The 21,402-nt window shown below is 68.7% G+C and carries 14 protein-coding genes; 10 read left to right on the forward strand and 4 right to left on the reverse strand.

The features are described from left to right. Window positions 1-43 precede the first annotated feature (43 nt). The 3 genes from AC1RGU_RS13655 to corA all read left to right on the forward strand — a co-directional run bounded on the left by AC1RGU_RS13655 (window position 44) and on the right by corA (window position 1,961). The gene (locus tag AC1RGU_RS13655; RefSeq protein WP_390342593.1) at window positions 44-232 is read left to right on the forward strand and encodes a polysaccharide deacetylase; all 189 of its coding nucleotides are present in this window, start codon (window positions 44-46) and stop codon (window positions 230-232) included. Window positions 233-314: 82 nt separating this feature from the next. Beyond that, complete coding sequence (locus tag AC1RGU_RS13660; RefSeq protein ID WP_062474949.1) at window positions 315-944, forward strand: hypothetical protein; 630 nt, start codon at window positions 315-317, stop codon at window positions 942-944. Between the two features lie 33 nt (window positions 945-977). Next, complete coding sequence (corA, locus tag AC1RGU_RS13665; RefSeq protein WP_139704480.1) at window positions 978-1,961, forward strand: magnesium/cobalt transporter CorA; 984 nt, start codon at window positions 978-980, stop codon at window positions 1,959-1,961. Between the two features lie 65 nt (window positions 1,962-2,026). Here corA and AC1RGU_RS13670 read toward each other — a convergent pair whose 3' ends face one another. From AC1RGU_RS13670 to AC1RGU_RS13685, 4 genes are all read right to left on the reverse strand, one after another. Next, the gene (locus tag AC1RGU_RS13670; RefSeq protein ID WP_492696562.1) at window positions 2,027-2,866 is read right to left on the reverse strand and encodes a siderophore-interacting protein; all 840 of its coding nucleotides are present in this window, start codon (window positions 2,864-2,866) and stop codon (window positions 2,027-2,029) included. A 14-nt stretch (window positions 2,867-2,880) separates the two neighbouring features. Then, complete coding sequence (locus tag AC1RGU_RS13675; RefSeq protein WP_062474958.1) at window positions 2,881-3,468, reverse strand: PadR family transcriptional regulator; 588 nt, start codon at window positions 3,466-3,468, stop codon at window positions 2,881-2,883. A 139-nt stretch (window positions 3,469-3,607) separates the two neighbouring features. Next, the gene (locus AC1RGU_RS13680) at window positions 3,608-5,920 is read right to left on the reverse strand and encodes a sensor histidine kinase (protein WP_492696563.1); all 2,313 of its coding nucleotides are present in this window, start codon (window positions 5,918-5,920) and stop codon (window positions 3,608-3,610) included. Window positions 5,921-5,935: 15 nt separating this feature from the next. After that, window positions 5,936-6,685, reverse strand: a complete 750-nt coding sequence (locus AC1RGU_RS13685) for a response regulator transcription factor (protein ID WP_492696564.1) — start codon at window positions 6,683-6,685, stop codon at window positions 5,936-5,938. A gap of 699 nt (window positions 6,686-7,384) precedes the next feature. Between AC1RGU_RS13685 and AC1RGU_RS13690 the strand changes: the two genes are divergently transcribed. From AC1RGU_RS13690 to AC1RGU_RS13720, 7 genes are all read left to right on the forward strand, one after another. Then, a complete protein-coding gene (locus tag AC1RGU_RS13690) occupies window positions 7,385-15,040 on the forward strand; it encodes a tandem-95 repeat protein (protein ID WP_492696565.1) in 7,656 nt (2,551 codons plus the stop codon). Between the two features lie 61 nt (window positions 15,041-15,101). Beyond that, on the forward strand, window positions 15,102-16,436 hold the full coding sequence (locus tag AC1RGU_RS13695; RefSeq protein WP_492696566.1) for a TolC family outer membrane protein: 1,335 nt from the start codon (window positions 15,102-15,104) through the stop codon (window positions 16,434-16,436). Then, complete coding sequence (locus tag AC1RGU_RS13700) at window positions 16,433-18,625, forward strand: type I secretion system permease/ATPase (protein ID WP_492696567.1); 2,193 nt, start codon at window positions 16,433-16,435, stop codon at window positions 18,623-18,625. The genes AC1RGU_RS13695 and AC1RGU_RS13700 overlap by 4 nt, the downstream gene beginning before the upstream one ends. After that, window positions 18,622-19,869, forward strand: a complete 1,248-nt coding sequence (locus tag AC1RGU_RS13705) for a beta-barrel domain-containing protein (RefSeq protein WP_492696568.1) — start codon at window positions 18,622-18,624, stop codon at window positions 19,867-19,869. Before AC1RGU_RS13700 ends, AC1RGU_RS13705 begins: the two co-directional genes overlap by 4 nt. A 64-nt stretch (window positions 19,870-19,933) precedes the next feature. Further along, window positions 19,934-20,377, forward strand: a complete 444-nt coding sequence (bamE, locus tag AC1RGU_RS13710; protein ID WP_062479197.1) for an outer membrane protein assembly factor BamE domain-containing protein — start codon at window positions 19,934-19,936, stop codon at window positions 20,375-20,377. Window positions 20,378-20,400: 23 nt separating this feature from the next. Further along, window positions 20,401-20,790 (forward strand): hypothetical protein, encoded by a 390-nt coding sequence (locus AC1RGU_RS13715; RefSeq protein WP_139140430.1) that lies wholly within the window; start codon window positions 20,401-20,403, stop codon window positions 20,788-20,790. A 105-nt stretch (window positions 20,791-20,895) separates the two neighbouring features. Next, on the forward strand, window positions 20,896-21,066 hold the full coding sequence (locus tag AC1RGU_RS13720) for a hypothetical protein (RefSeq protein ID WP_157627413.1): 171 nt from the start codon (window positions 20,896-20,898) through the stop codon (window positions 21,064-21,066). Window positions 21,067-21,402: the final 336 nt, after the last annotated feature.

A 21,402-nucleotide genomic window follows, 5' to 3' on the forward strand; every position in this document is an offset into this window, starting at 1 on the left:
GGAGACCCCAGTGAGCTACGAGGACATCCGGAAACGATTTCATGTGCCTGCCCGCAAGGGCGCCAGGGTGCTGGTGCACGGGCAGCCCGGCACCGTGACCACCGTGCGGGGGCTCACGCTGCGCGTGCGGCTGGACGGGATGCGCTGGTCGCGGCCGTACCTGCCGGACGAGCTGCAATGGCTGCCGGCCCCGGCGCCCGAGCCGCAGGGGCAGGGCGGCCCCGAGCACTGACGCGGCCGGGCGCGGGCGGCGGCCCGCATCGCCCCTCCTAAAATCCCTCGGCGCAAACCCCGCGTGAAGAACAAAGGCGCCCATGGCCCCGTCGGATGAAATCAAAGGCCCTGCAGCGGACGCGCTCCCGGACACCGCCACCCTGCCCGCTGACCTTGCGGCGCTGTACCTGTGCATGTCGCCGGCCCAGCTGGCGGACCTGCGCAAGTCGAAACGGCCCGAAGGGCGACCGGGCACGGGCAACAGCGGCCCGTCCGTCATCCGGCCGGTCGAAGGCACGGGCGGCGCCAAGGACCCGGCGCTCTACCAGCTCGGCACGCTGCGCGAGTTTGCCAAGGCGAACGCCGCGCCCTCGGCCTTCGACACCGCGCTGAACACCGGCCTGCCGGGCTGGTTCGGCGCCAAGCTGCCTTTCTTCGCCGAGCGTGAGCCCCGCATCAAGCGCGGCAAGCGCGTGCTCATCGGCGGCGCCTGGGACCGGGCCGATCCGCTGCGCGAGCAGCGCTTCGTCGCGCTGGCCAAGGGCCGCATCCGCTTCACGTCGCTGACGTGTGCCGAAGCTGCGGCGAGCCTGTGGGCCGACGTGGCCAGTCACCGCGCGTTCGCCGACCAGGGGCTGGCCCTGCTCGCGCGCGAGACGCAGGCCATCGAGGCCTCGCTGGCCGACACGGCCCGCCTGGCCGCGACCGCACCGACCGATGCGGCGGCCTGACCTCCCTTCAAGTTCGACGATGGAAGTGCTCCGATGCTGATCAACTGCGTGGCCTATGAAAACGGCGCCAAGCTCGCCGACATTCCCGTCGAGGACATCAGCGACTACATCTCCCGCGCCGGCTGTTTCGTCTGGGTGGCGCTGAGCGACGCCACGCCCGAAGAACTGGCCCAGATGCAGGACGAGTTCGACCTGCACCCGCTGGCCGTCGAAGACGCCCAGCACGGCCACCAGCGTCCCAAGGTGGAGGAGTACGGCGACTCGCTGTTCGTCGTGATGCACCTGGTCGAGCCTTCGACCGAAGCCGAAGGCGAGCACAGCGTGAACGTGGGCGAGGTCAACGTGTTCGTCGGCCGCAACTACGTGCTGTCGGTGCGCAACCGCAGTCAGCAGGGCTTCCTTGGTGTGCGCGAGCGCTGCGAGCGCGAGCCCGACCTGCTGCGCAACGGCGCGGGCTTCGTGCTCTATGCGCTGATGGACGCGGTGGTCGACCGCTACTTTCCGGTGATCGACGCGCTCGAAGTGGAACTCGAATCCATCGAGCAGCAGATCTTTGCGCAGGGCGGCGCGGCGCGCGACAAGATCAAGCAGCTGTACGACCTGAAGCGCCGCAGCCTCATCCTCAAGCGCGCGGTGGCGCCGCTGGTGGAGGCGGCGGGCAAGCTGCACGGCGGGCGCGTGCCGCAGATCTGCGTGGGCACGCAGGAGTATTTCCGCGACGTGGGCGACCACCTGGTGCGCATCAACGGCTCGATCGATGCGGTGCGCGACACCATCGCCACGGCGGTGCAGGTGAACCTCTCGATGGTCACCATCGAAGAGAGCGAAGTGACCAAGCGGCTCGCCGCCTGGGCCAGCATCTTTGCGGTGTGCACCGCGTTTGCGGGCATCTGGGGCATGAACTTCGAGCACATGCCGGAGCTGAAATTCCGCTATGGCTATGCGATGGCGCTGGGGCTGATCGTCAGCACCTGCGGCTACCTCTACTACCGGTTCAAGCGCGTCGGCTGGCTCTAGCGCGAAGCCCGGCCCCGGGCTTCGTGTCGCTTGCTGCGGTGCCTCGCGACTGAGTCGCGCCTTCTTTATTCGTCGTGCGTGTCGTGCGTCGCCACTGCACCGCGACGCCAGTAACCCGACGCCCGAACCCACTTCGGGTTCGCGCCGCGCTCGCCCACGAGGTGCGCGCGCAGCGCCTTCGCAATCGCCGATTCGCATCCCACCCAGGCGTGGAAGTCGCCGGCCGGCAGCGTCATCGCTTTCAGCGTGTCGACCAGCACCGGGCTCAGGCCCGGCGCGGCGCCCTGGCGGTGCACCCAGCGCAGCGTGAGCTCGGCCTGCGTCTCGAAGGGAATCTCGTCGGCCTTGCTGTCGACTTCCGCCAGCACCACCACGCGCGCGCCGGCCGGCAGCTCGGCCAGGCGGCGCGAGATGGCGGGCAGGGCGGTGTCGTCGCCGATCAGCAGGTGCCAGTCGAATTCGGTCGGCACGATGAACGAGCCACGCGGGCCGCCCACGCCGACGATGTCGCCGGGCTTGGCCTGCTCGGCCCACTGCGTGGCGGGGCCGGCGTCGTGCAGCGCGAAGTCGATCTCCAGCGTGTTGGCCTGTGCGTCGTGGCGACGCGGCGTGTAGTCGCGCATGGCGGGGCGTCCGCCTTCGGGCCACACGGGGCCGTCGGGGCCGGCGGTCGGCAGCGTGAGCTGGCCGGTGGCGGCATCGGGAAAGAACAGTTTCGCGTGGTCGTCGAAGCCGGGGCTGGTGAAGCCTTCGAGCGCGTCGCCGGTCAGCGTGATGCGGATCAGGTGCGGCGTCACGCGCTGGACGGTCTTCACCGTGAGCTGGCGAAAGCGCAGTTCGTGGCGCACGCGGCGGGGCGTGCGGTCGGGCGTGTTGGAAGAAGCAGTGGTGGTGAAGTCGGTCATTTGCAGAGATGGGTTCAGATGCGTTCGAGCTGTTGTGCGGCGCTGTCGAGCACCGCGGCGAATTCGTGGGCTTGTTGTTCGGTGAGGGGGGCGCCGCCAAGGCGCAGGCGCATCGCGAGCTTGAGGTTCTCGATGGCGCGGGTGACTTGCGGGGGCCGTCCGGCGCGCGGGCCGGCGCCGTCCACGCCGCCCGCCATGCGGGCCATCATGGCGTCGGCCGTCTCGCGGTTGGCGGCCAAAAACTCCTGGCCGCTCGGCGTGATGCTGTAGCGCTTGCGACCGCCGACGTCCGCGGTTTCCACGCTCAAATAACCCAGCTCTTCCAGCAGCGTGAGCGTGGGGTAGACCACGCCGGGGCTCGGCGCGTAGGTGCCGCCCAGGCGGTCTTCGATGGCCTTGATGAGCTCGTAGCCGTGCGAAGGCTTGTCGGCAATGAGCTGCAGCAGCACGAAGCGCAGCCCGCCGTGGCCGAACACCCGGCCCGCGCCGCCGCCGCGGCCGCCGCGCATCCCGCGGCCGCCGCCGGCCAGGCCGTCTTCGTGTTCGCCGCGCGGGGCGTGGCGGTGGTGATGGTGGTGCGGAGCGTGGTGAAGGTGGCGCATGGGGATGGCTTTTTTGAGTGGGTCGAGACTATTCTAGATATATCGAAATAGAAGGCGAAAGCCCACCCATCGGGCGACCCTGCCGGTCGCATGGGTTCTGGCGGCGCGGCTCCTTCGGGCGAGCGCGAGTGAGAGCGGGCTACAGCGGACGCAAAGGCGCCGCGCGCGCAATCAACCGGATCTGCTCGAAATCCAGCCGGTCCAGCGCCTGGCGAAGCGTCAGCACCATCGGCTGGCTGTGCGCCTCCGTGGCCAGCCGGTTCACCCACTCGTGCAGGTCGCTCCAGCGCCCGTCGCGGGCGAGCACTTCGAGCTCGTCCTTCTGCGCCGGCGACAGCGGCGTCAGCACCGGCAGCAGCCGGCCGCGCGCCCGGGGCCTGGCACGCGGGCGCGGCGCGGCGATGGGTTCCGATGGCGGCGGTGCAGGTGTGTCCGACGAAGGCGCCGGCTCGGTCGACAGCGAGAACACCACCCGCGTCCCCGCGCCCATGCCGCTGTGAATGGCGAGCCGCCCGCCCATGCGCTGCACGATGCGCTGCGCAATCACCAGCCCGAGGCCGCCGCCCGCCATGCTGGGCGCGTTGTCGGCCAGCAGGCGCGTCATGCGCTCGAGCGTGTCGGCGTCGATGCCCGTGCCGCTGTCGGTCACTTCGAAATGCAGCTGCCACGCGCCGTCGCTCGGCTGCGCCTGCAAGCGCAGCCCGATGGCGCCGTTGCGCGTGAACCTGGCCGCGTTCGACAGCAGGTTCAGAACCACCTGCTGCAGCCGCTTGCCGTCCAGGCGGACCAGGGCCGGCAGTTCGCCGTCGATCGTCAGTTCGAAGCTGTTGTGCTGGCGCTGCGCGAGCGCGTGCGCGTACTGCGCGACGTTGTCGACCAGCGTGCGCAGCTGCACCGGCTGCGCCTCGACGGCCAGCGGCGCCAGCTCGCCCTTGGCGTAGTCGACCAGGTCATCGATCAGCTCCAGCTGGTAGGCCGCGCTGCGCTCGATGGTGGCCAGCCGCGCGGGCGCCGGCGTGTCGCTGCCGTCCTGCATCAGCTTCAGGTTGCCCAGGATGGTGGCCACCGGCGCGCGCAGGTCGTGGCTGATGTAGGCCAGCAGTTCCTTCTGTTCGCGTGTGCGCTGCTCGGCCTGGCCCAGCGCCTCGCTCAGGGCGCGGGTCTTGCGCACCACTTCTTCTTCGAGCCGCTGCTGTTCCTGGGCCTGCCACTGCAGCAGCGTCTGCTGCGCGGCGTTGCGCTGGCGCGTTTCCTGGAACGACCAGGCCGTGATCGCGAACGCGCCCACCAGCATCCCCGGGAACGCCAGCGCATAGTGGTCGAAGTCGGACATCGAGCGCTCCGCGAACATCAGCGCCGACATACGCATCAGCGCGCCCACGCAGATCACCAGCATCACCAGCAGCGACAGCCGCCCGCCCGGGCCGGCGCGCCGCTGGTAGATGAAAGTGCAGACCGTCAGCGCGAGCACGATCAGCGGCGCGTTCACGATGCCGATGGCCGCGAAGGTCGCGTAGGGGCCGAGCAAGGTGCCCAGCAGCACGACGATCTCGACGCCGGCCAGAACGAACAGCAGCGGGCGCCCGGGCACGCGCACCGGGCTCTGGCGGCCGCGCTCGTGAAAGTACAGCAGCAGGCACAGCGCCGTGGCCGCCACCATCACGCTGTGGCCGCGGTAGCTCCAGACGGTGCTGTCGGGCCACAGCGCGATGCGCGCATAGCCCCGGTAGGTGGCCTCGTACAGCGCCAGCAGCGCAAAGCTCCCCGCCTGGAACGCGAGCATCGGCGCGCGCGAAATCCACCACAGCGCGGCCGAGTACACCGCGAAGGCCAGCAGCCCGCCGATCAGCAGGCCGCTGAGCAGCGCGTGGTTGCGTTCGATGTGATGCCACGCCTCGTCGGTGTGCAGCTCCAGCACCAGCTTGATCTGGCCCGTGCTCATCACGCGCACCAGCACCTGCACCGACTCGCCCGGCTGCAGGTCGATCTGCAGCTGGGGGATGCGGTCGTGGCGGTGCGTGCTGTCCATCGGGTCGGACACGCCGGCCTGCGCGTGCGTCCATGCGGGTTGGCCATTGCGCGTGCGCAGCAGATGAAAGTCCACATGCCGCAGCCACGTCACGTTGAGCCCGAACCGCGCCGTGCGCACTTCCTGCGCATCGTTGACCAGCGACAGGCGCAGCCAGACCGCCGAGCTCGAGAACCCGCGCATCAGCTGGTCGGGCGTGGCGGGCACGAACCCGTTCGCGCCACCGCTGGGCAGGGCGAGCACCTCGCGTGCCGACAGGCGGGCCGTGGGGTCTTCCAGCACCTCGACGGTCTGTTCGACGGAGACATTGCCCCGGTTCAGCGCGCTGAACCTGACGGCTTCCGCCGCGCTGGCCGCGAAGCCCCACAACCACAAGGCCAGGCCGAGCAGCAAGCCGCTTGCCCACCAGGGGCGTGTGCGCACCGGATGCATCGCGCGTCAGGTGCCGGAACGTTCGACACCGGCCTGGCGGCAGGCCGAGGGCGTGCAGTCGAAGTACTCGCGAAACGCCGTCGCGAAATTCGCGGCGCTCGAGAACCCCACCGCCGCGGCGATCTCTTCGATGCGCATGGCCGATTCGAGCAGCAGGCGCTGCGCCTCGTGCAGCCGCGCTTCGCGCACGAACTCGAACACCGTGCGGTTCGCGAGCTCCTTGAACACGCGCGACAGGCGCTTCTCGTGCGTGCCCACGCGCGCCGCCAGCTCGCGCAGCGGCAGCACGCGGCTCAGGTCGGCCAGTATCAGTCGCTCCGCCGCCTGCATGAGCGCGCGGTCCATGCCCGAGCCCGGCGCGCCGCCGTCGTTCGCGGCGGGGCTGTCGGGCGGGGGCGCCGCCTGCGTGGCAGGGGCGATGCGCGCCCTGCGGGATTCCGCCAGCGCCAGGTGAATCTCGACGCGGGCCATCACCTCGGCCGGGTCGAAGGGCTTCACGATGTAGTCGACCGCGCCGGCGCGCAGGCCCGTCAGGCGCTCTTCCAGGCTGGCCGACGAGGTCACGAAGATCACCGGAATGTCCGCCGTGGCCGGGTCGGCCTTCAGCAGGCGGCAGGCGGCAAACCCGTCGGTGCCGCCCAGGCGCACGTCCAGCAGCACCAGGTCCATCTGCAGCGTCGTCGCCCGCCGGTAACCCTCCATCGCGTCGAAGGCAAGCGTGATGCGGTAGCCGGTGCCCCGCAGCGTTTCCAGCAAAAGCTTGAGTTCGTCAACGTTGTCGTCGACAACCAGAAGATGAGCTCTCCGGGGCTCCGGAGGTGACCAATAGGACATGGAAAGAGGGGGCGCCGGCACCGCGTTGGAACGCCCTGTGGCCGAAACAATGTAACCAAGAAATTAATTTGGTAATCATTGTCACAAGAAATGCAAATTCATCCAATGACCGGTCTTCATTCCTGATCGATTCACCCGCCATTGACGCCCGAGGCCTTAAAAAAGGTGCCGCGGCGAGGGGGTCTGTCAGAGGGAAAACGGGGTGCTGGACAGGGCCCGTCCGGTATTGCAGGAAATAGCCGGGCCGATTCCGTCCATCAAAAGAATTGGACGCTCCGGCAAAAGCCCGTAAGCCAAAAGACCGCCAGCGCTCGCTTTCCCAACTTGCGAATTGCTGATTTTCTTTCGCCAATCGTGTGAAGTATTCGACATTCACACACGTTTGTGAACAGTTGTACGCCACGGCAAACGCCACGGCCTCTCCGGCAAAAGTCCGGACACCCCCCCGAACCAAGAATCCCGCCCCATGCAAGCGCAAGCCTGCGTGATCCGCACACCGGGTCGCGCCGGCGAGTCCTCGAGAGCCACCCGCGGCCTTCGAGATTTCCCAACGTGCGACCCGGGCTGTTCGCTGAAAGCGAGGGCTCGCCCGAGGTCCGGAGTCAAGGAGAAAGACCAATCATGGAAGCTGTTTACAAGTCTGGTGGCGCGTCATCCCGCAAAGCGACGGCGGAAGCCCCTCTGGTTCTGGATCGCCCGTCGATCGTCACGCTGAAGATCGCGCCCGAGAGCGTGCTCAAGTTCGAGCGCCGCGGCGACGACCTCGTGCTCGTGCTGCGCGACGGCCAGGAAGTCGCCGTGCGCGGCTTCTTCGCCGAGTACCCCGACGCCGGCCGCAACGACCTCGTGCTCGAAGACGGCGCCGGCGTGCAGTGGTGGGGCCAGTACACCGCGCCCTGGAAAGACTTCCACTTCACCGAGATCGAATGGAACGACGCCGGCGGCGCCTTGCTGCCCGACGGCGTGCCGGGCTGGCTGCTGGGCGCGCTCGGCGTGCTGGGCGTCGGTGCCGCCGCGAGCGGTGGTGGTGGCGGCGGCGGCGGTGGCCCGGCCTTCATCCCGCCGTTGCTGCCCGCGCAGAACCGTAGCCCCGAAGGCAAGGCCGACCCTGTCGTCACCGATCAGGACAAGCCTGTTAGCGGACAAGTGCAGGCGACCGACCCGGACCGTGACACGCTGACCTACACCGTCGCCAAGGGCCCCGAGCACGGCACCGTCACCGTCGATCCGACCACGGGCCAGTTCGTCTACACGCCCAAGCCCGGCTACGAAGGCCCCGACAGCTTCGAGGTGACCGTCAGCGACGGCAAGGGCGGCACCACCACCGTCACGGTGCCGGTGACCGTCTCGCCCGTGAACGACGCGCCCACCGCGCCCGACTACACCGAGACCACGACCGAAGACACGCCCGTGAGCGGCCGCGTGACCGGCAGCGACATCGACAGCGGCGACACGCTGACCTACACGAAGGGCAGCGACCCGGCGCACGGCACGGTCACGGTCAACCCGGACGGCACGTACACGTACACGCCGAACCCGAACTTCAACGGCACCGATACGTTCACTGTCACGGTGAGCGATGGCCATGGCGGTACGACGACGAGCACGGTGACGGTGACGGTCTCGCCCGTCAACGACGCGCCCGAGGCACCCGACTACAACGAGACGACGAACGAAGACACGCCGATCAACGGAAGCGTGGTCGGCACCGACGTCGATGGCGATGCGCTGACGTACGTGAAGGGCAGTGATCCGGCGCACGGCACGGTGACGGTGAATCCGGATGGCACGTATGTCTACACGCCGAATCCGAACTTCAATGGCACCGATACGTTCACTGTCACGGTGAGCGATGGCCATGGCGGTACGACGACGAGCACGGTGACGGTCACGGTCGATCCAGTGAATGACGCACCGACGGTGCCCAACTACAACCAGACCACGGCCGAAGACACGCCCATCAACGGCCAAGTCGTTGGCAGCGACGTCGATGGCGATGCACTGACGTACGCGAAGGGCAGCGATCCGGCACACGGCACGGTCACGGTCAACGCCGATGGCACGTACACCTACGTCCCCGGCGCCAACTTCAACGGCACCGACAGCTTCACCGTCACGGTGAGCGATGGCCACGGCGGCACCACCACCAGCACGGTGAATGTGACCATCAACCCGGTCAACGACGCACCGACGGCGCCCAACTACATCGAGACCACGAATGAAGACACGCCGGTCAGCGGCAAGGTCGTTGGCAGTGACGTGGACGGTGACACGCTCACGTACGTGAAGGGCAGCGACCCGGTGCACGGCACCGTCACGGTCAATGCCGATGGCACCTACACCTACACCCCGGGCGCCAACTTCCACGGCACGGACAGCTTCACCGTCACGGTGAGCGACGGCCACGGTGGCACGACGACCAGCACCATCACCGTCACTGTCGATCCGGTGAACGACGCACCCACGGTGCCCAACTACACCGAGACCACGAACGAAGACACGCCGGTCAGCGGCCAGGTCGTTGGCAGCGACGTCGATGGCGACGCGCTGACCTATACCAAGGGCAGCGACCCGGCACACGGCACGGTCACGGTCAACGCCGATGGCACGTACACCTACGTCCCCGGCGCCAACTTCAACGGCACGGACAGCTTCACCGTGACGGTGAGCGACGGCCACGGTGGCACGACCACCAGCACGGTGAACGTGACCATCAATCCGGTCAACGACGCACCGACGGCGCCCAACTACATCGAGACCACGAATGAAGACACCCCCGTCAGCGGGCAAGTGGTCGGCAGCGACGTCGACGGCGACACGCTCACGTACGTGAAGGGCAGCGATCCAGCGCACGGCACCGTCACGGTCAATCCCGATGGCACGTACACCTACGTCCCCGGCGCCAACTTCAACGGAACCGACAGCTTCACCGTGACAGTGAGCGACGGTCATGGCGGCACCACCACCAGCACCGTGAACGTGACCATCAACCCGGTCAACGACGCTCCTACGGCGCCCAACTACACCCAGACCACGAACGAAGACACGCCGGTCAGCGGCAAGGTGACGGGCGCTGACGTGGACGGCGATGCGCTGACCTACACGAAGGGCAGCAATCCCTCGAATGGCTCGGTGGTCGTCAACCCCGACGGCACCTACACGTACACGCCGAACCCGAACTTCAACGGCACCGACACGTTCACCGTCACGGTCAGTGACGGCCACGGCGGCACGACGACGAGCACCATCACGGTCACCGTCGATCCGGTCAACGATGCCCCCACGGCGCCCAACTACAACCAGACCACGAACGAGGACACGCCCGTCAACGGCAAGGTCATCGGCAGCGACGTCGACGGTGACGCGTTGACCTACACCAAGGGCAGCAATCCTTCGAACGGTGCTGTCACGGTCAATCCCGATGGCACGTACGTCTACACGCCGAACCCGAATTTCCACGGCACTGACACGTTCACCGTCACGGTGAGCGACGGCCATGGCGGCACGACGACGAGCACCATCACGGTCACCGTCGATCCGGTGAACGATGTACCCACGGTGCCCGACTACACCAAGACCACGAACGAAGACACACCCGTCAGCGGGCAAGTGGTCGGCAGCGACGTCGATGGCGACACGTTGACCTACACGAAGGGCAGCGACCCAGCGCACGGCACGGTGACGGTCAATGCCGATGGCACGTACACCTACACCCCGGGTGCTAACTTCAATGGCACCGACAGCTTCACCGTCACGGTGAATGACGGCCACGGTGGTACGACCACCAGCACAGTGAACGTGACCATCAACCCGGTCAACGACGCACCGACAGTCCCCAACTACACCGAGACGACGAACGAAGACACGCCCGTCAGCGGACAAGTGACCGGCAGCGACGTGGATGGCGACACGCTGACTTATGTGAAGGGCAGCGACCCCGCGAACGGCACGGTCACGGTCAACGCGGACGGCACCTATACCTACACCCCGAATGCCAACTTCAACGGCACCGACACGTTCACCGTCACGGTGAGCGACGGCCACGGCGGTACGACGACCAGCACCATCACCGTCACTGTCGATCCGGTCAATGACGCACCGACAGTCCCCAACTACACCGAGACGACGAACGAAGACACGCCCGTCAGCGGCCAGGTCGTCGGCAGCGACGTCGATGGCGACACGCTGACGTACACCAAGGGCAGCGATCCAGCGCACGGCACGGTGACGGTCAACGCGAATGGCACCTACACCTACGTCCCCGGCGCGAACTTCAACGGCACCGACAGCTTCACGGTGACGGTCAACGACGGTCACGGCGGCACCACCACCAGCACGGTGAACGTGACCGTCAACCCGGTCAACGACGCACCGACGGCCCCCAACTACACCGAGACCACGAACGAAGACACGCCTGTCAGCGGCCAGGTCGTCGGCAGCGATGTCGATGGCGACACGTTGACCTACACCAAGGGCAGTGATCCCACGCACGGCACGGTGACCGTTAACGCCGATGGCTCGTACACCTACGTCCCTGGCGCCAACTTCAACGGCACCGACACGTTCACCGTCACGGTGAGCGACGGTCACGGCGGCACGACGACCAGCACCATCACGGTCACCGTCGATCCGGCGAACGACGCCCCCACGGTGCCCAACTACGCCCAGACCACGGACGAAGACACACCCGTCAGCGGCCAAGTGATCGGCAGCGACGTGGACGGCGACGCGCTGACGTATGCGCTGGGCAATGGCCCTGCGCATGGCAGCGTCACGGTCAACGCTGACGGCACCTACACCTACGTCCCCAGCGCGAACTTCAACGGCACCGACACGTTCACCGTCACCGTGAGCGACGGCCACGGCGGAACGACCACCAGCACTGTGACGGTCACGATCGACCCGGTGAACGACGCGCCGACGGTGCCCAACTACGCCCAAACGACGGACGAAGACACACCCGTCAGCGGCCAGGTCGTCGGCAGCGACATCGACGGCGACACGCTCACCTACACGAAGGGCAGCGATCCAGCCCACGGCACGGTGACTGTCAACGCTGACGGCACGTACACCTACGTCCCCAGCGCCAACTTCAACGGCACCGACACGTTCACCGTCACGGTGAGCGACGGCCACGGCGGAACGACCACCAGCACCGTCACCGTGACGATCGACCCCGTCAACGACGCCCCCGTGTTCGTCGACGGCGGCGGCACGCCGGTCGACACGGCCACCGGCTACGTCTTCGGCTACGACGAGAACCGCCCCGCAGGCACCGTGCTCGGCAAAGTCCGGGCCACCGACATCGACAGCGCAACCGTCACCTACAGCATCCTCTCGGGCAACGACGACGGCTACTTCGCCATCGATCCGGTCACCGGCGAGATCAGCCTCACGCCGACAGGCGCTGCGGCTTTCGTCAACGACTACGAAGCAGGCGCCAACGCGCACTCGCTGGTGATTGGCGCGACCGATGGCACGGCCACGACCACCATCCCCGTCACGCTCAACGAGCAGAACATCAACGACGCACCGACGGTGCCCGACTACGCCAAGACCACGGACGAAGACACACCCGTCAGTGGCAGCGTGGTCGGCAGCGACGTCGATGGCGACGCGCTGACCTACACCAAGGGCAGCAACCCATCGCACGGCACGGTCACCGTCAACGCCGACGGCACCTACACCTACGTTCCCAACGCCGACTTCAACGGCGCCGACAGCTTCACCGTCACGGTCAGCGACGGCCATGGCGGCACCACCACCAGCACGGTGAACGTGACCATCAACCCCGTCAACGACGCCCCGGTGTTCGTCGACGGCGGCGGCACGCCGGTGGACAGCGCCACCGGCTACGTCTTCGGCTACGACGAGAACCGCACTGCGGGCACCGTGCTCGGCACGGTTCGCGCCACCGACATCGACAGCGCAACCGTCACCTACAGCATCCTCTCGGGCAACGACAACGGCTACTTCGCCATCGACCCGGCCACGGGCGAGATCAGCCTCACGGCGGCAGGCGCTGCAGCCTTCGTCAACGACTACGAAGCAGGCGCCAACGCGCACGCCCTGGTGGTCGGTGCGAGCGACGGCACCGTCACGACGAACATTCCCGTCACGCTCAACGAGCAGAACGTCAACGAGGCACCAGAGGCGCCCGACGACACCAAGACCACGGACGAAGACACGCCGGTCAGCGGCCAGATCGTCGGCAGCGACGTCGACGGCGACACGCTCACCTACACCAAGGGCAGCAACCCGTCGAACGGCACGGTGACGGTGAACCCCAACGGCACCTACACCTACGTTCCCAACGCCAACTTCAACGGCACCGACAGCTTCACCGTCACGGTGAGCGACGGCCACGGCGGCACGACCACCAGCACGGTGACCGTGACCGTCAACCCGGTGAACGACCCGCCGACGGCCACGGCGACCGACGCCGGCATCGTCTCCGAAGGCAGCCTGCCCGGCGGCATCCCGGCGGCGGGCGAGCCGACGGTGCAATCGACCGGCAAGATCTCCATCGCGGACCCCGACAGCCTGGCGGGCGACCTGTCGGTGTCGCTCAGCGGCCCGACCGGTGTCACCTCCGGCGGCCAGCCGGTGTCGTGGACCTGGGACGCGGGCACGCACACGCTCACGGGCAGCGTCACCATCGGCGGCCTCACCACCCAGGTGATGACCGTGGCGGTGGGCAACGTCACCGCCATGGGCGCGGGGCAGTTCGAGGCGGGCTACACCGTCACGCTGAAGGCGCCGATCGACCACCCGACGGGCAACGGCGAGGGCGTGTCGAACCTGCACTTCGAGGCCGTGGTGAGCGATGGCCAGCTCAGCGGCGCGCCGGTGGGCTTCAACGTGCCCGTCAAGGACGATGCGCCGGTGCTCGTGAACGGCGAGCAGTCCGTCGACGTGGCGCCGATCAACACGAACCTGATGGTGATCCTGGACCTTTCCGGGAGCATGAACGAGGAAACGCCGACGCGGCTCTCCCGTGCGAAGGCGGCCGTCCAGAACCTGATCGACGGCTACGACCTGTACGGCGAAGTCCGGGTGCAGCTTGTCACCTTCAGCACGACCGGGCAGGCGCAGCAGGCCTGGATGACGGCGGCCGAGGCCAAGGCGTTGGTGCAGACCCTGCAGCACGGGGGCAGCACCAACTACGACGCGGCCCTGGCTACGGCGATGAGCGGTTTCTCGGCCGGAGGCAAGCTGCAGGGGGCCCAGAATGTGTCTTACTTCCTCACGGACGGCGAGCCGACGCGGGGCGATGGCGACACAGGGCAGTTGTCGAACAGCAGCAGCAGCGGTTCGGCCGACTACGGTATCCAGGCGGCGGAAGAAGCGCTCTGGAAGACCTTCCTCACCAACAACAAGATCAACTCGTTCGCACTGGGTCTCGGGTCCGACCTCTTGCCCGCGGCGCAGGGCATCATCGACCCCATCGCCTACAACGGCAACACCGGCACGAACACCAACGGCAAGATCGTCACCGACACGAGCCAGCTGAACGACATGCTGCAAGGCACGATCAGCGTGCCGCCCACCGTCAGCAACCTGCTGACCGGCGGCCTCGGCGGTTCGTCGGGCTTCGGTGCCGACGGTGGCCATGTGTCCACGCTGACCATCGACGGCACCACCTACACCTTCGACAGCGTCACGGGCGATATGGTGAAGACCGGCCCCGCCACCAGCAGCGACTACAGCTACAACCAGGCGACGCACCAGGTCACCATTGCCACCGACAAGGGCGGCAAGCTGGTGGTGGACTTCGACACGGGCGAGTTCAGCTACCAGGTGGCACCGCGCACCACCACCTCGCACAACTACGACGAGACGCTCAGCTACCAGGTGGTCGACCGCGACGGCGATGCGAGCAACGTGGCCACGCAGACGCTGCACGTCAATTACACGCCTGCAGCGGGGGCGGCAGCGCTCTTCACCTCGGCCGACTCGCTGGGCCTGGCCGGCGTCGACGAAGTGACGGTGTCGATCGAGCAGCAACAGCAACCGCACGATGCGCCGCATTTCCCCTTCGGCGACGGCACGGCGTGGGGCGGGCTGCAGCTGTCCGACATGCTGCAGGGCTTCGGCGCTGCCGAGTCGCTGCATGCACTGTTGCAGGCCGCGTTCCCGCCGGCCTTCGGTGGCACGCAGGCGTCTCCTACGGTGCTGTCGCTGGCGTCGTCCGCCGATTCGCTCGCGGCCTACGCACCGCCCGTGGCGCCTTCGCTCGACGACGAGCTCCACATGGGCCTCGCGCTTCACCACTGACCGACCGGTGTGCCGGCGCCGCTTGCGGCGTCGGCATCTGGTGGTCTGCACGTCTTCACGCATGCTTGCTTCCCGTCATCTTTCGTCTGCTGCCGCGGGCCTTTTCTTCCTGCTCGCCGGATCGGCGGCGCTTGCGCAAGCGAGCACCGCCACCCCGCTGGGCATGGCCGAGGCCGTGCGCCTGGCCGCCACCTCGCACCCGACCGTGCGCAACGCCGTCGGCCAGGCACTGCAGGCGGGCGAGGGCATTGCGGCCGCGCGTTCGGGCTACTACCCGCAGGTCAGCGCTGGCGTCAGCGCGCGCACGGGCAATCGCCAGCTGCAGGCCGACGGTCGCCGCCAGGTGCACCAGGCCTCGCTGTCGGTGACGCAGCTGCTGTACGACTTCGGCAAGGTGTCGAGCGCCGTGAGCGAGGCCGAAGCCTCGGCCACGGCCGCGCGCGCCAAGCTGCTCGTGGCGGTCGACGACGTGGTGCGCGACACCGCGCAGGCATGGATCGAAGTGCATCGCCAGCAGGCGCTCGGCGAGATCGCGCAGGCCCAGGTGAAGGGCGTGCAGTCGCTGGCCGGCCTCGTGGGCGAGCGCCAGGCCAAGGGCGCCACCAGCCAGTCCGACGTGGCACAGGCGCAGTCGCGCCTGGAAGCCGCGCGCGCCCAGCAACTCAACACCGCGTCGCAGGCCGAGCGCTGGCGCCTCAACCTCATGCACCTGACCCAGGGCCGCGCGCCGGCCGGCATCGCCGGCGAAGCGCCTGCGCCACTCGCGAGCGCCTGCGCCGCGCTGCCGCAGACGGCTTTGCCCGCGCCGACCGTGCAGATGGCGCAGGCCGAGCGCGACATGGCGCAGGCCGCGCTGCGCGGTGCCGATGCGCAGCTGCTGCCCACGCTGTCGCTCAACGCCGCCGTCAACCGGGGGCTCGAATCGGGCGCGCGGCCCGCCGGCCAGTCCGCCAACGAAAGCACGTTCACCGTCAACTTCAGCGCGCCGCTGTACGAAGGCGGGCGCAGCCAGGCCCGCCAGCGCGCCGCCGCGCACGCCGTCGAGGCGGCCGAGGCCGCGCTGGGCTACGCCGAACTCAGCGTGCGCCAGCGGCTCGAAGACGCGCGCGTGCAGTCGCAAGGCCACGCGCAGCGCCTGCCCGTGCTTGCCGCGCGCGTGCACAGCACGCAGCGCACGCGCGACCTGTACCGCGAGCAGTACCTGCAGCTGGGCACGCGCTCGCTGCTCGACCTGCTCAATGCCGAGCAGGAGTTTCACGGCGCGCGCTTCGAGCAGGCCGAGAGCGCGCACGAGGTGCAGCGGCTCGCGGTCGAGTGTCTGTACCAGTCGGGCCGCCTGCGCGAGGCCTTCGGGCTGGTCGATGCGGGCGAGCTCGTCGCCGGAGGCCAGCCATGACCGCCACCACCGTGCCCGAACTGTCCGCCGCGCGCGGCCCCGAGCTGCTCGCCGGCTGGGTCGACGCCGTGCTGGCCGTGGCCGCCCACTACCACCTCGACACCTCGCGCGAGCGCATCCGCGGCGCCGCCGCATGGAGCGACCACGAAGACATCGGCGAGCGCGTGCGCCAGATGGCTCGCCAGGCCGGGCTCACCGTGCGCCAGGTCGCGCCGCGCCTGGACGCCCTGAGCCCCTGGCGCCTGCCCGTGGTGCTGCAGCTGCGCGACGGGCAGGTGGCCGTGGTCACCGCCATCTCGGCGCAGGGCCTGCGCGTGATGCTGGGTGGCGACCAGGGCGCGGAAACCGTCTGCACCGTGGACGAGCTGCAACCCGCGCTCGAAGCCATGGCCGTGCTGCGGCCCGCGCAATCGGCGCCCGACTCGCGCGTGGACGCCTACATCCGCCCGGTGGAGCCGCACTGGCTGCGCCAGATCGTGCTGGCCGACTGGCGGCCCTACGCCCACATCCTCGTCGCGTCGCTGGCCTACAACCTCATGGCGCTGGCCGGCACGCTGTTCTCCATGCAGGTGTACGACCGCGTCGTGCCCGCGCAGTCGCTGCCCACGCTGCATGTGCTGTTCGGCGGCGTGTTGCTGTCGATCGCGTTCAGCTGGGTCATGCGCGGCGCGCGCATGCGCATCACCGACGTGGTGGGCAAGCGCGCCGACCTGCGCATTTCGGACCGCGTGTTCGGTCACGCGCTGCGCGTGCGCGGCTCGGCGCGCCCGCGCGCCACCGGCACCTTCATCTCGCAGCTGCGCGAGCTGGAGCCCGTGCGCGAAATGCTCACGTCGACCACCGTGGCGGCCGTGGCCGACCTGCCGTTCTTCTTCGTGTTCTGCGTGCTGTTCTGGTTCATTGCCGGCTGGCTCGTGCTGGTGCCGCTGGCCGCGTGCGTGTTGCTGATCGTGCCCAGCCTGCTGGCGCAGCCGCGCCTGCGCGCGCTGGCCCAGACGGGCATGCGCGAGTCGTCGCTGCGCAACGCCATGCTGGTCGAGGCCGTGCAGGGCATCGACGACATCAAGGGGCTGCAGGCCGAGCCGCGCTTCCAGAACCAGTGGAACCACTACAACGCCGTCAACGCCGACTCGGGCCTGCAACTGCGCGCGCTGCTCAACACCCTGAGCAACTGGACGCAGACCGTGCAGGGCGCCGCCTTCGCCTTCGTCGTGTTCTTCGGCGCGCCGCTGGTGATGGACGGCCACATGAGCACCGGCGTGCTCGTGGCCGCATCGATCCTGTCGACCCGCATGCTCGCGCCGCTGGCCGGCGTGACGCAGGTGCTCAACCGCTGGCAGCAGGCCAAGGTGGCCGGCGAGGCGCTCGACCAGCTCATGAAGCTGCCGGTCGACCACCCGCCCCACGAGACCCGCGTGCACCGGCCCGCCGTGCAGGGCGACTACACGCTGCGCGACGCCGTCTTCAGCCACGACGGCCAGACCACCGCGCTGCACGTGAAGGCGCTGCACATCGGCGCCGGCGAACGCATTGCCGTGCTCGGGCGCAACGGCGCGGGCAAGTCGACGCTGCTGCAGGCGCTGTCGGGCCTCCTTGAGCCGCGTGCGGGCAGCGTGCTGCTCGACGGCGTATCGATGGCCCACATCGACCCCGCCGACGTGCGCCGCGACGTCGGCTTGCTCGCGCAGGACGCGCGCCTGTTCCACGGCACCCTGCGCGAGAACCTGCAGATGGGCACGCCCCACGCCACCGACGCCGAACTGGTGGCGGCCCTGCAGGCCACCGGCGCCTGGGCCTTCGTGCGCCGCCTGCCCACCGGGCTGGACCATCCGCTGCTCGAAGGCGGGCGCGGCCTCTCGGGAGGACAGCGCCAGAGCCTGCTGCTCGCGCGGCTCCTGCTGCGCCGCCCCGGCGTGCTGCTGCTCGACGAGCCCACCGCCTCGCTCGACGAAGTGGCCGAGCGTGAAGTGATCGAACACCTGCGGGCGCTGCCCGCCGGCCGCACGCTGGTGCTGGCCACGCACCGCCCCGCCGTGCTCGAAGCGGTCGACCGCATCCTCGTGGTGGACGGCGGCGCCGTCGTGCTCGACGGCTCGCGCGACCAGGTGATGGCGCGGTTGCGCCAGGGCGCGGTCGCCTCGCGCGAGGCGATGGCCTCCGCAGGCCGCAGCAAGGAGGGGCAGGCATGAACGCCGTGACATTGACCAAGGCGCAGGTGCAGGCCGCCGCGCAGGCACCCACCGTATCCACCGCCACCGTGTGGGGCCCCGGCGGCGCCGACGACTTCGACGAAGCCCGCGCCAGCGGCTCCGCGCGCGTCGTGTGGTTCATCGCGCTCTTTCTGCTCGCCTTCTTCGTGTGGGCCTGGGTCTTCGAGATCGACGAGGTGTCCAGCGGCATGGGCAAGGTGATTCCCAGCTCGCGTGAGCAGCGCATCCAGTCGCTCGAAGGCGGCATCCTGGCCGAGCTGCGCGTGCACGAAGGCCAGATCGTCGAGAAGGGCCAGGTGCTCGCGCAGCTCGACCCCACGCGCGGCGAATCGAACGTGGAAGAAACCGCCGCGCGCTACCGCGCCGCACTGGCCAGCAGCGTGCGCTTGCGCGCCGAGGTGCAAGGGCAGGGCAGCCTGCAGTTCCCCGCCGAGCTGAAGGCCTACGCGCAGCTGGTCGACTCTGAAAGCGCGCTCTTCCGCTCGCGCCAGGGCAGCCTGCGCGACACCGTCTCCGGCCTGGGCCAGGCGCTCGCGCTCGTGCGCAAGGAGCTCGACATCACCCGTTCGCTGCAGGTGAGCGGCGCGGCCAGCAACGTCGAGCTCATCCGCCTGCAACGCCAGGCCGCCGACCTGGAGCTGAAGATTGCCGAGGCGCGCGCCAACTACATGGTGCGCAGCCGCGAAGAACTCGCCAAGGCCGATGCCGAGGTGAAGTCGTTGTCGTCCGTGGTGCGCGGGCGTGCCGATTCGCTCGAGCGGCTCACCTTGAATTCGCCCGTGCGCGGCATCGTCAAGAGCTTGCAGGTCACCACCATCGGCGGCGTCGTGCCGCCCAACGGGTCGCTGCTGACCTTGGTGCCACTGGACGACCAGCTGCTGGTCGAGGCGCGCATCTCGCCGCGCGACATTGCCTTCATGCGGCCCGGGCAGGAGGCGCAGATCAAGATCACCGCCTACGACTACGCCGTGTACGGCGGCCTCAAGGGCCGCGTGGTGACCATCGCGCCCGACACCCAGCGCGACGAGGTCAAGCCCGAGATCGTGTACTACCCCGTGCTCGTGCGCACCGACTCCGACGCACTCACCGACAAGGCCGGCCGCCGCATGCCCATCGTGCCCGGCATGGTGACCACCGCCGACATCCGCACCGGCCGCAAGACCGTGTGGGACTACCTGACCAAGCCGCTGAACAAGGCGCGCGAAGCCATGCGCGAGCGCTGACCCGCGCGCCGATCTCTCCCAGCAAACCCATCCGTCACCCATCCGACCCAAGAGGACGCTAGCCATGAAAACCACCCCGCACGCATCCCCCGCCGCTGCCGCCTTCGTGCTCGCCGCCGCGCTGCTCGGCGCCGCCGCTCCTGCGGTGGCCCGCGACAACCCCGTGGACCCCGTGAGCAACCCCGACAAGCTGGACTACCGCGACGTCGAGGCGCGCCGCCCCGACTTCAAGGAGCCCTTTCTGCGCGACGGCGTCGTGTCGCGGCCCGAGCGCTTTCGCGAGATCAAGCCCGGCCTCAACCAGGCCCAGGTGCTCGCCGTGCTCGGGCAGGCACTGAAGCAGCAGCGCGGCGCGCTCGGCACCGAGTGGGACTACCACTTCAAGTTCCAGATGCCCCAGTCGGCCAACTACCTCGTGTGCCAGTACAAGGTCGTGTTCGACGACAGCCAGGCCGTGCGCAGCGCCGTGTGGCGCCGCCGCCAGTGCCTGGACCTGCTGCCGCGCTGAGCCGCAACGCCGGCCCACAGCCCATGCCTCGCGATTCCAAGCGCGCGCCCCGTCCCTACGAGGCCTTCGTGTACGGCAACTCCGCCGACGAGCCCACGCGGCTGGCCGAGCGTTGCCTGGAGGTGATCGAGGGCACGCTGAAAAGCGTCGACCGCGTCGTGGCCTGCCTGCGCGCGGCCGAACTGGAACACGGCATCGGCATCGCGGCCATGACGCGCGCACAGATCGCCGACGCCGCCGAATGGCACCGCGCCAAGCTGCAGGGCCTGCTGGCCGTGAAGCTGCAGCTCACCAACCGCGGCGGCGACCTCCATCTGGTGGACGACCTGCACCTGGTCGTGCGGCTCAAGTCGCGCCTCACCGCGCCCGGCGGCTTTCTGCCGGAGCTGTACCACCTCATGCCCCATGGCTGACGTGGGCGACGCGGCCCTTGCGGTGGATGCGGTCCACCGCATGGGGCTTGGTCTTCTTCTGGCGTTGAACGACAACGCCCGCACGGCCGCCCTGGGAGGCACGCCGTGATCCGCCGCACCAAGCGCTTTCGCAAGAACCTCTACCGGTTGAGCGACGTGGCGCTGTGGCTGCTCCTTGCGCTCTTCCTTGCGCTGGCGGCCGACGCGCTGCCGGCGCGAGGTGTCAGCCAGGACCACCACGACAGCGAAGCCGAGCGCGCTACGCACGCGCACTAGCTGGCGGCCGGCCCCGAGCCGAACCTTGCTTCGCCTCGTCTCGCCTCCGGCGAAGCAGAAAAACCGGGGCACCTCAGATATCTCGTCGATTCGAGAAATCGTCGACGAATTCTTTTCTCTTGCGCGGCTTCGCTTCTCTACAGTGAATGCCCCCGCGACAAGACGGCCCGCTGTAGCGGCCGACGAACCCCGTGAAAGGAACGCCTTCTTCCCAGACATTCATTGATTGATCGATCGATTGATTCGTGCGAGCGAATGAACCGCCTTGCCTCACGGCGGGTGTCGATGCCTCTTTGTGAAGCGGCGACACGAATGTGAGGCACAAAAGGCGACGGC

Source organism: Variovorax sp. GW823-FHT02B07 (genome assembly GCF_058797695.1).

Excerpts from the sequence above, each read along its gene's own strand:
- AC1RGU_RS13700 (WP_492696567.1), top strand. The coding sequence starts at position 16,433 with ATGACCGCCACCACCGTGCCCGAACTGTCCGCCGCGCGCGGCCCCGAG.
- bamE (WP_062479197.1), top strand. The coding sequence starts at position 19,934 with ATGAAAACCACCCCGCACGCATCCCCCGCCGCTGCCGCCTTCGTGCTC.
- corA (WP_139704480.1), top strand. The coding sequence starts at position 978 with ATGCTGATCAACTGCGTGGCCTATGAAAACGGCGCCAAGCTCGCCGAC.
- AC1RGU_RS13670 (WP_492696562.1), bottom strand. The coding sequence starts at position 2,866 with ATGACCGACTTCACCACCACTGCTTCTTCCAACACGCCCGACCGCACG.
- AC1RGU_RS13660 (WP_062474949.1), top strand. The coding sequence starts at position 315 with ATGGCCCCGTCGGATGAAATCAAAGGCCCTGCAGCGGACGCGCTCCCG.
- AC1RGU_RS13705 (WP_492696568.1), top strand. The coding sequence starts at position 18,622 with ATGAACGCCGTGACATTGACCAAGGCGCAGGTGCAGGCCGCCGCGCAG.
- AC1RGU_RS13695 (WP_492696566.1), top strand. The coding sequence starts at position 15,102 with ATGCTTGCTTCCCGTCATCTTTCGTCTGCTGCCGCGGGCCTTTTCTTC.
- AC1RGU_RS13690 (WP_492696565.1), top strand. The coding sequence starts at position 7,385 with ATGGAAGCTGTTTACAAGTCTGGTGGCGCGTCATCCCGCAAAGCGACG.
- AC1RGU_RS13715 (WP_139140430.1), top strand. The coding sequence starts at position 20,401 with ATGCCTCGCGATTCCAAGCGCGCGCCCCGTCCCTACGAGGCCTTCGTG.
- AC1RGU_RS13675 (WP_062474958.1), bottom strand. The coding sequence starts at position 3,468 with ATGCGCCACCTTCACCACGCTCCGCACCACCATCACCACCGCCACGCC.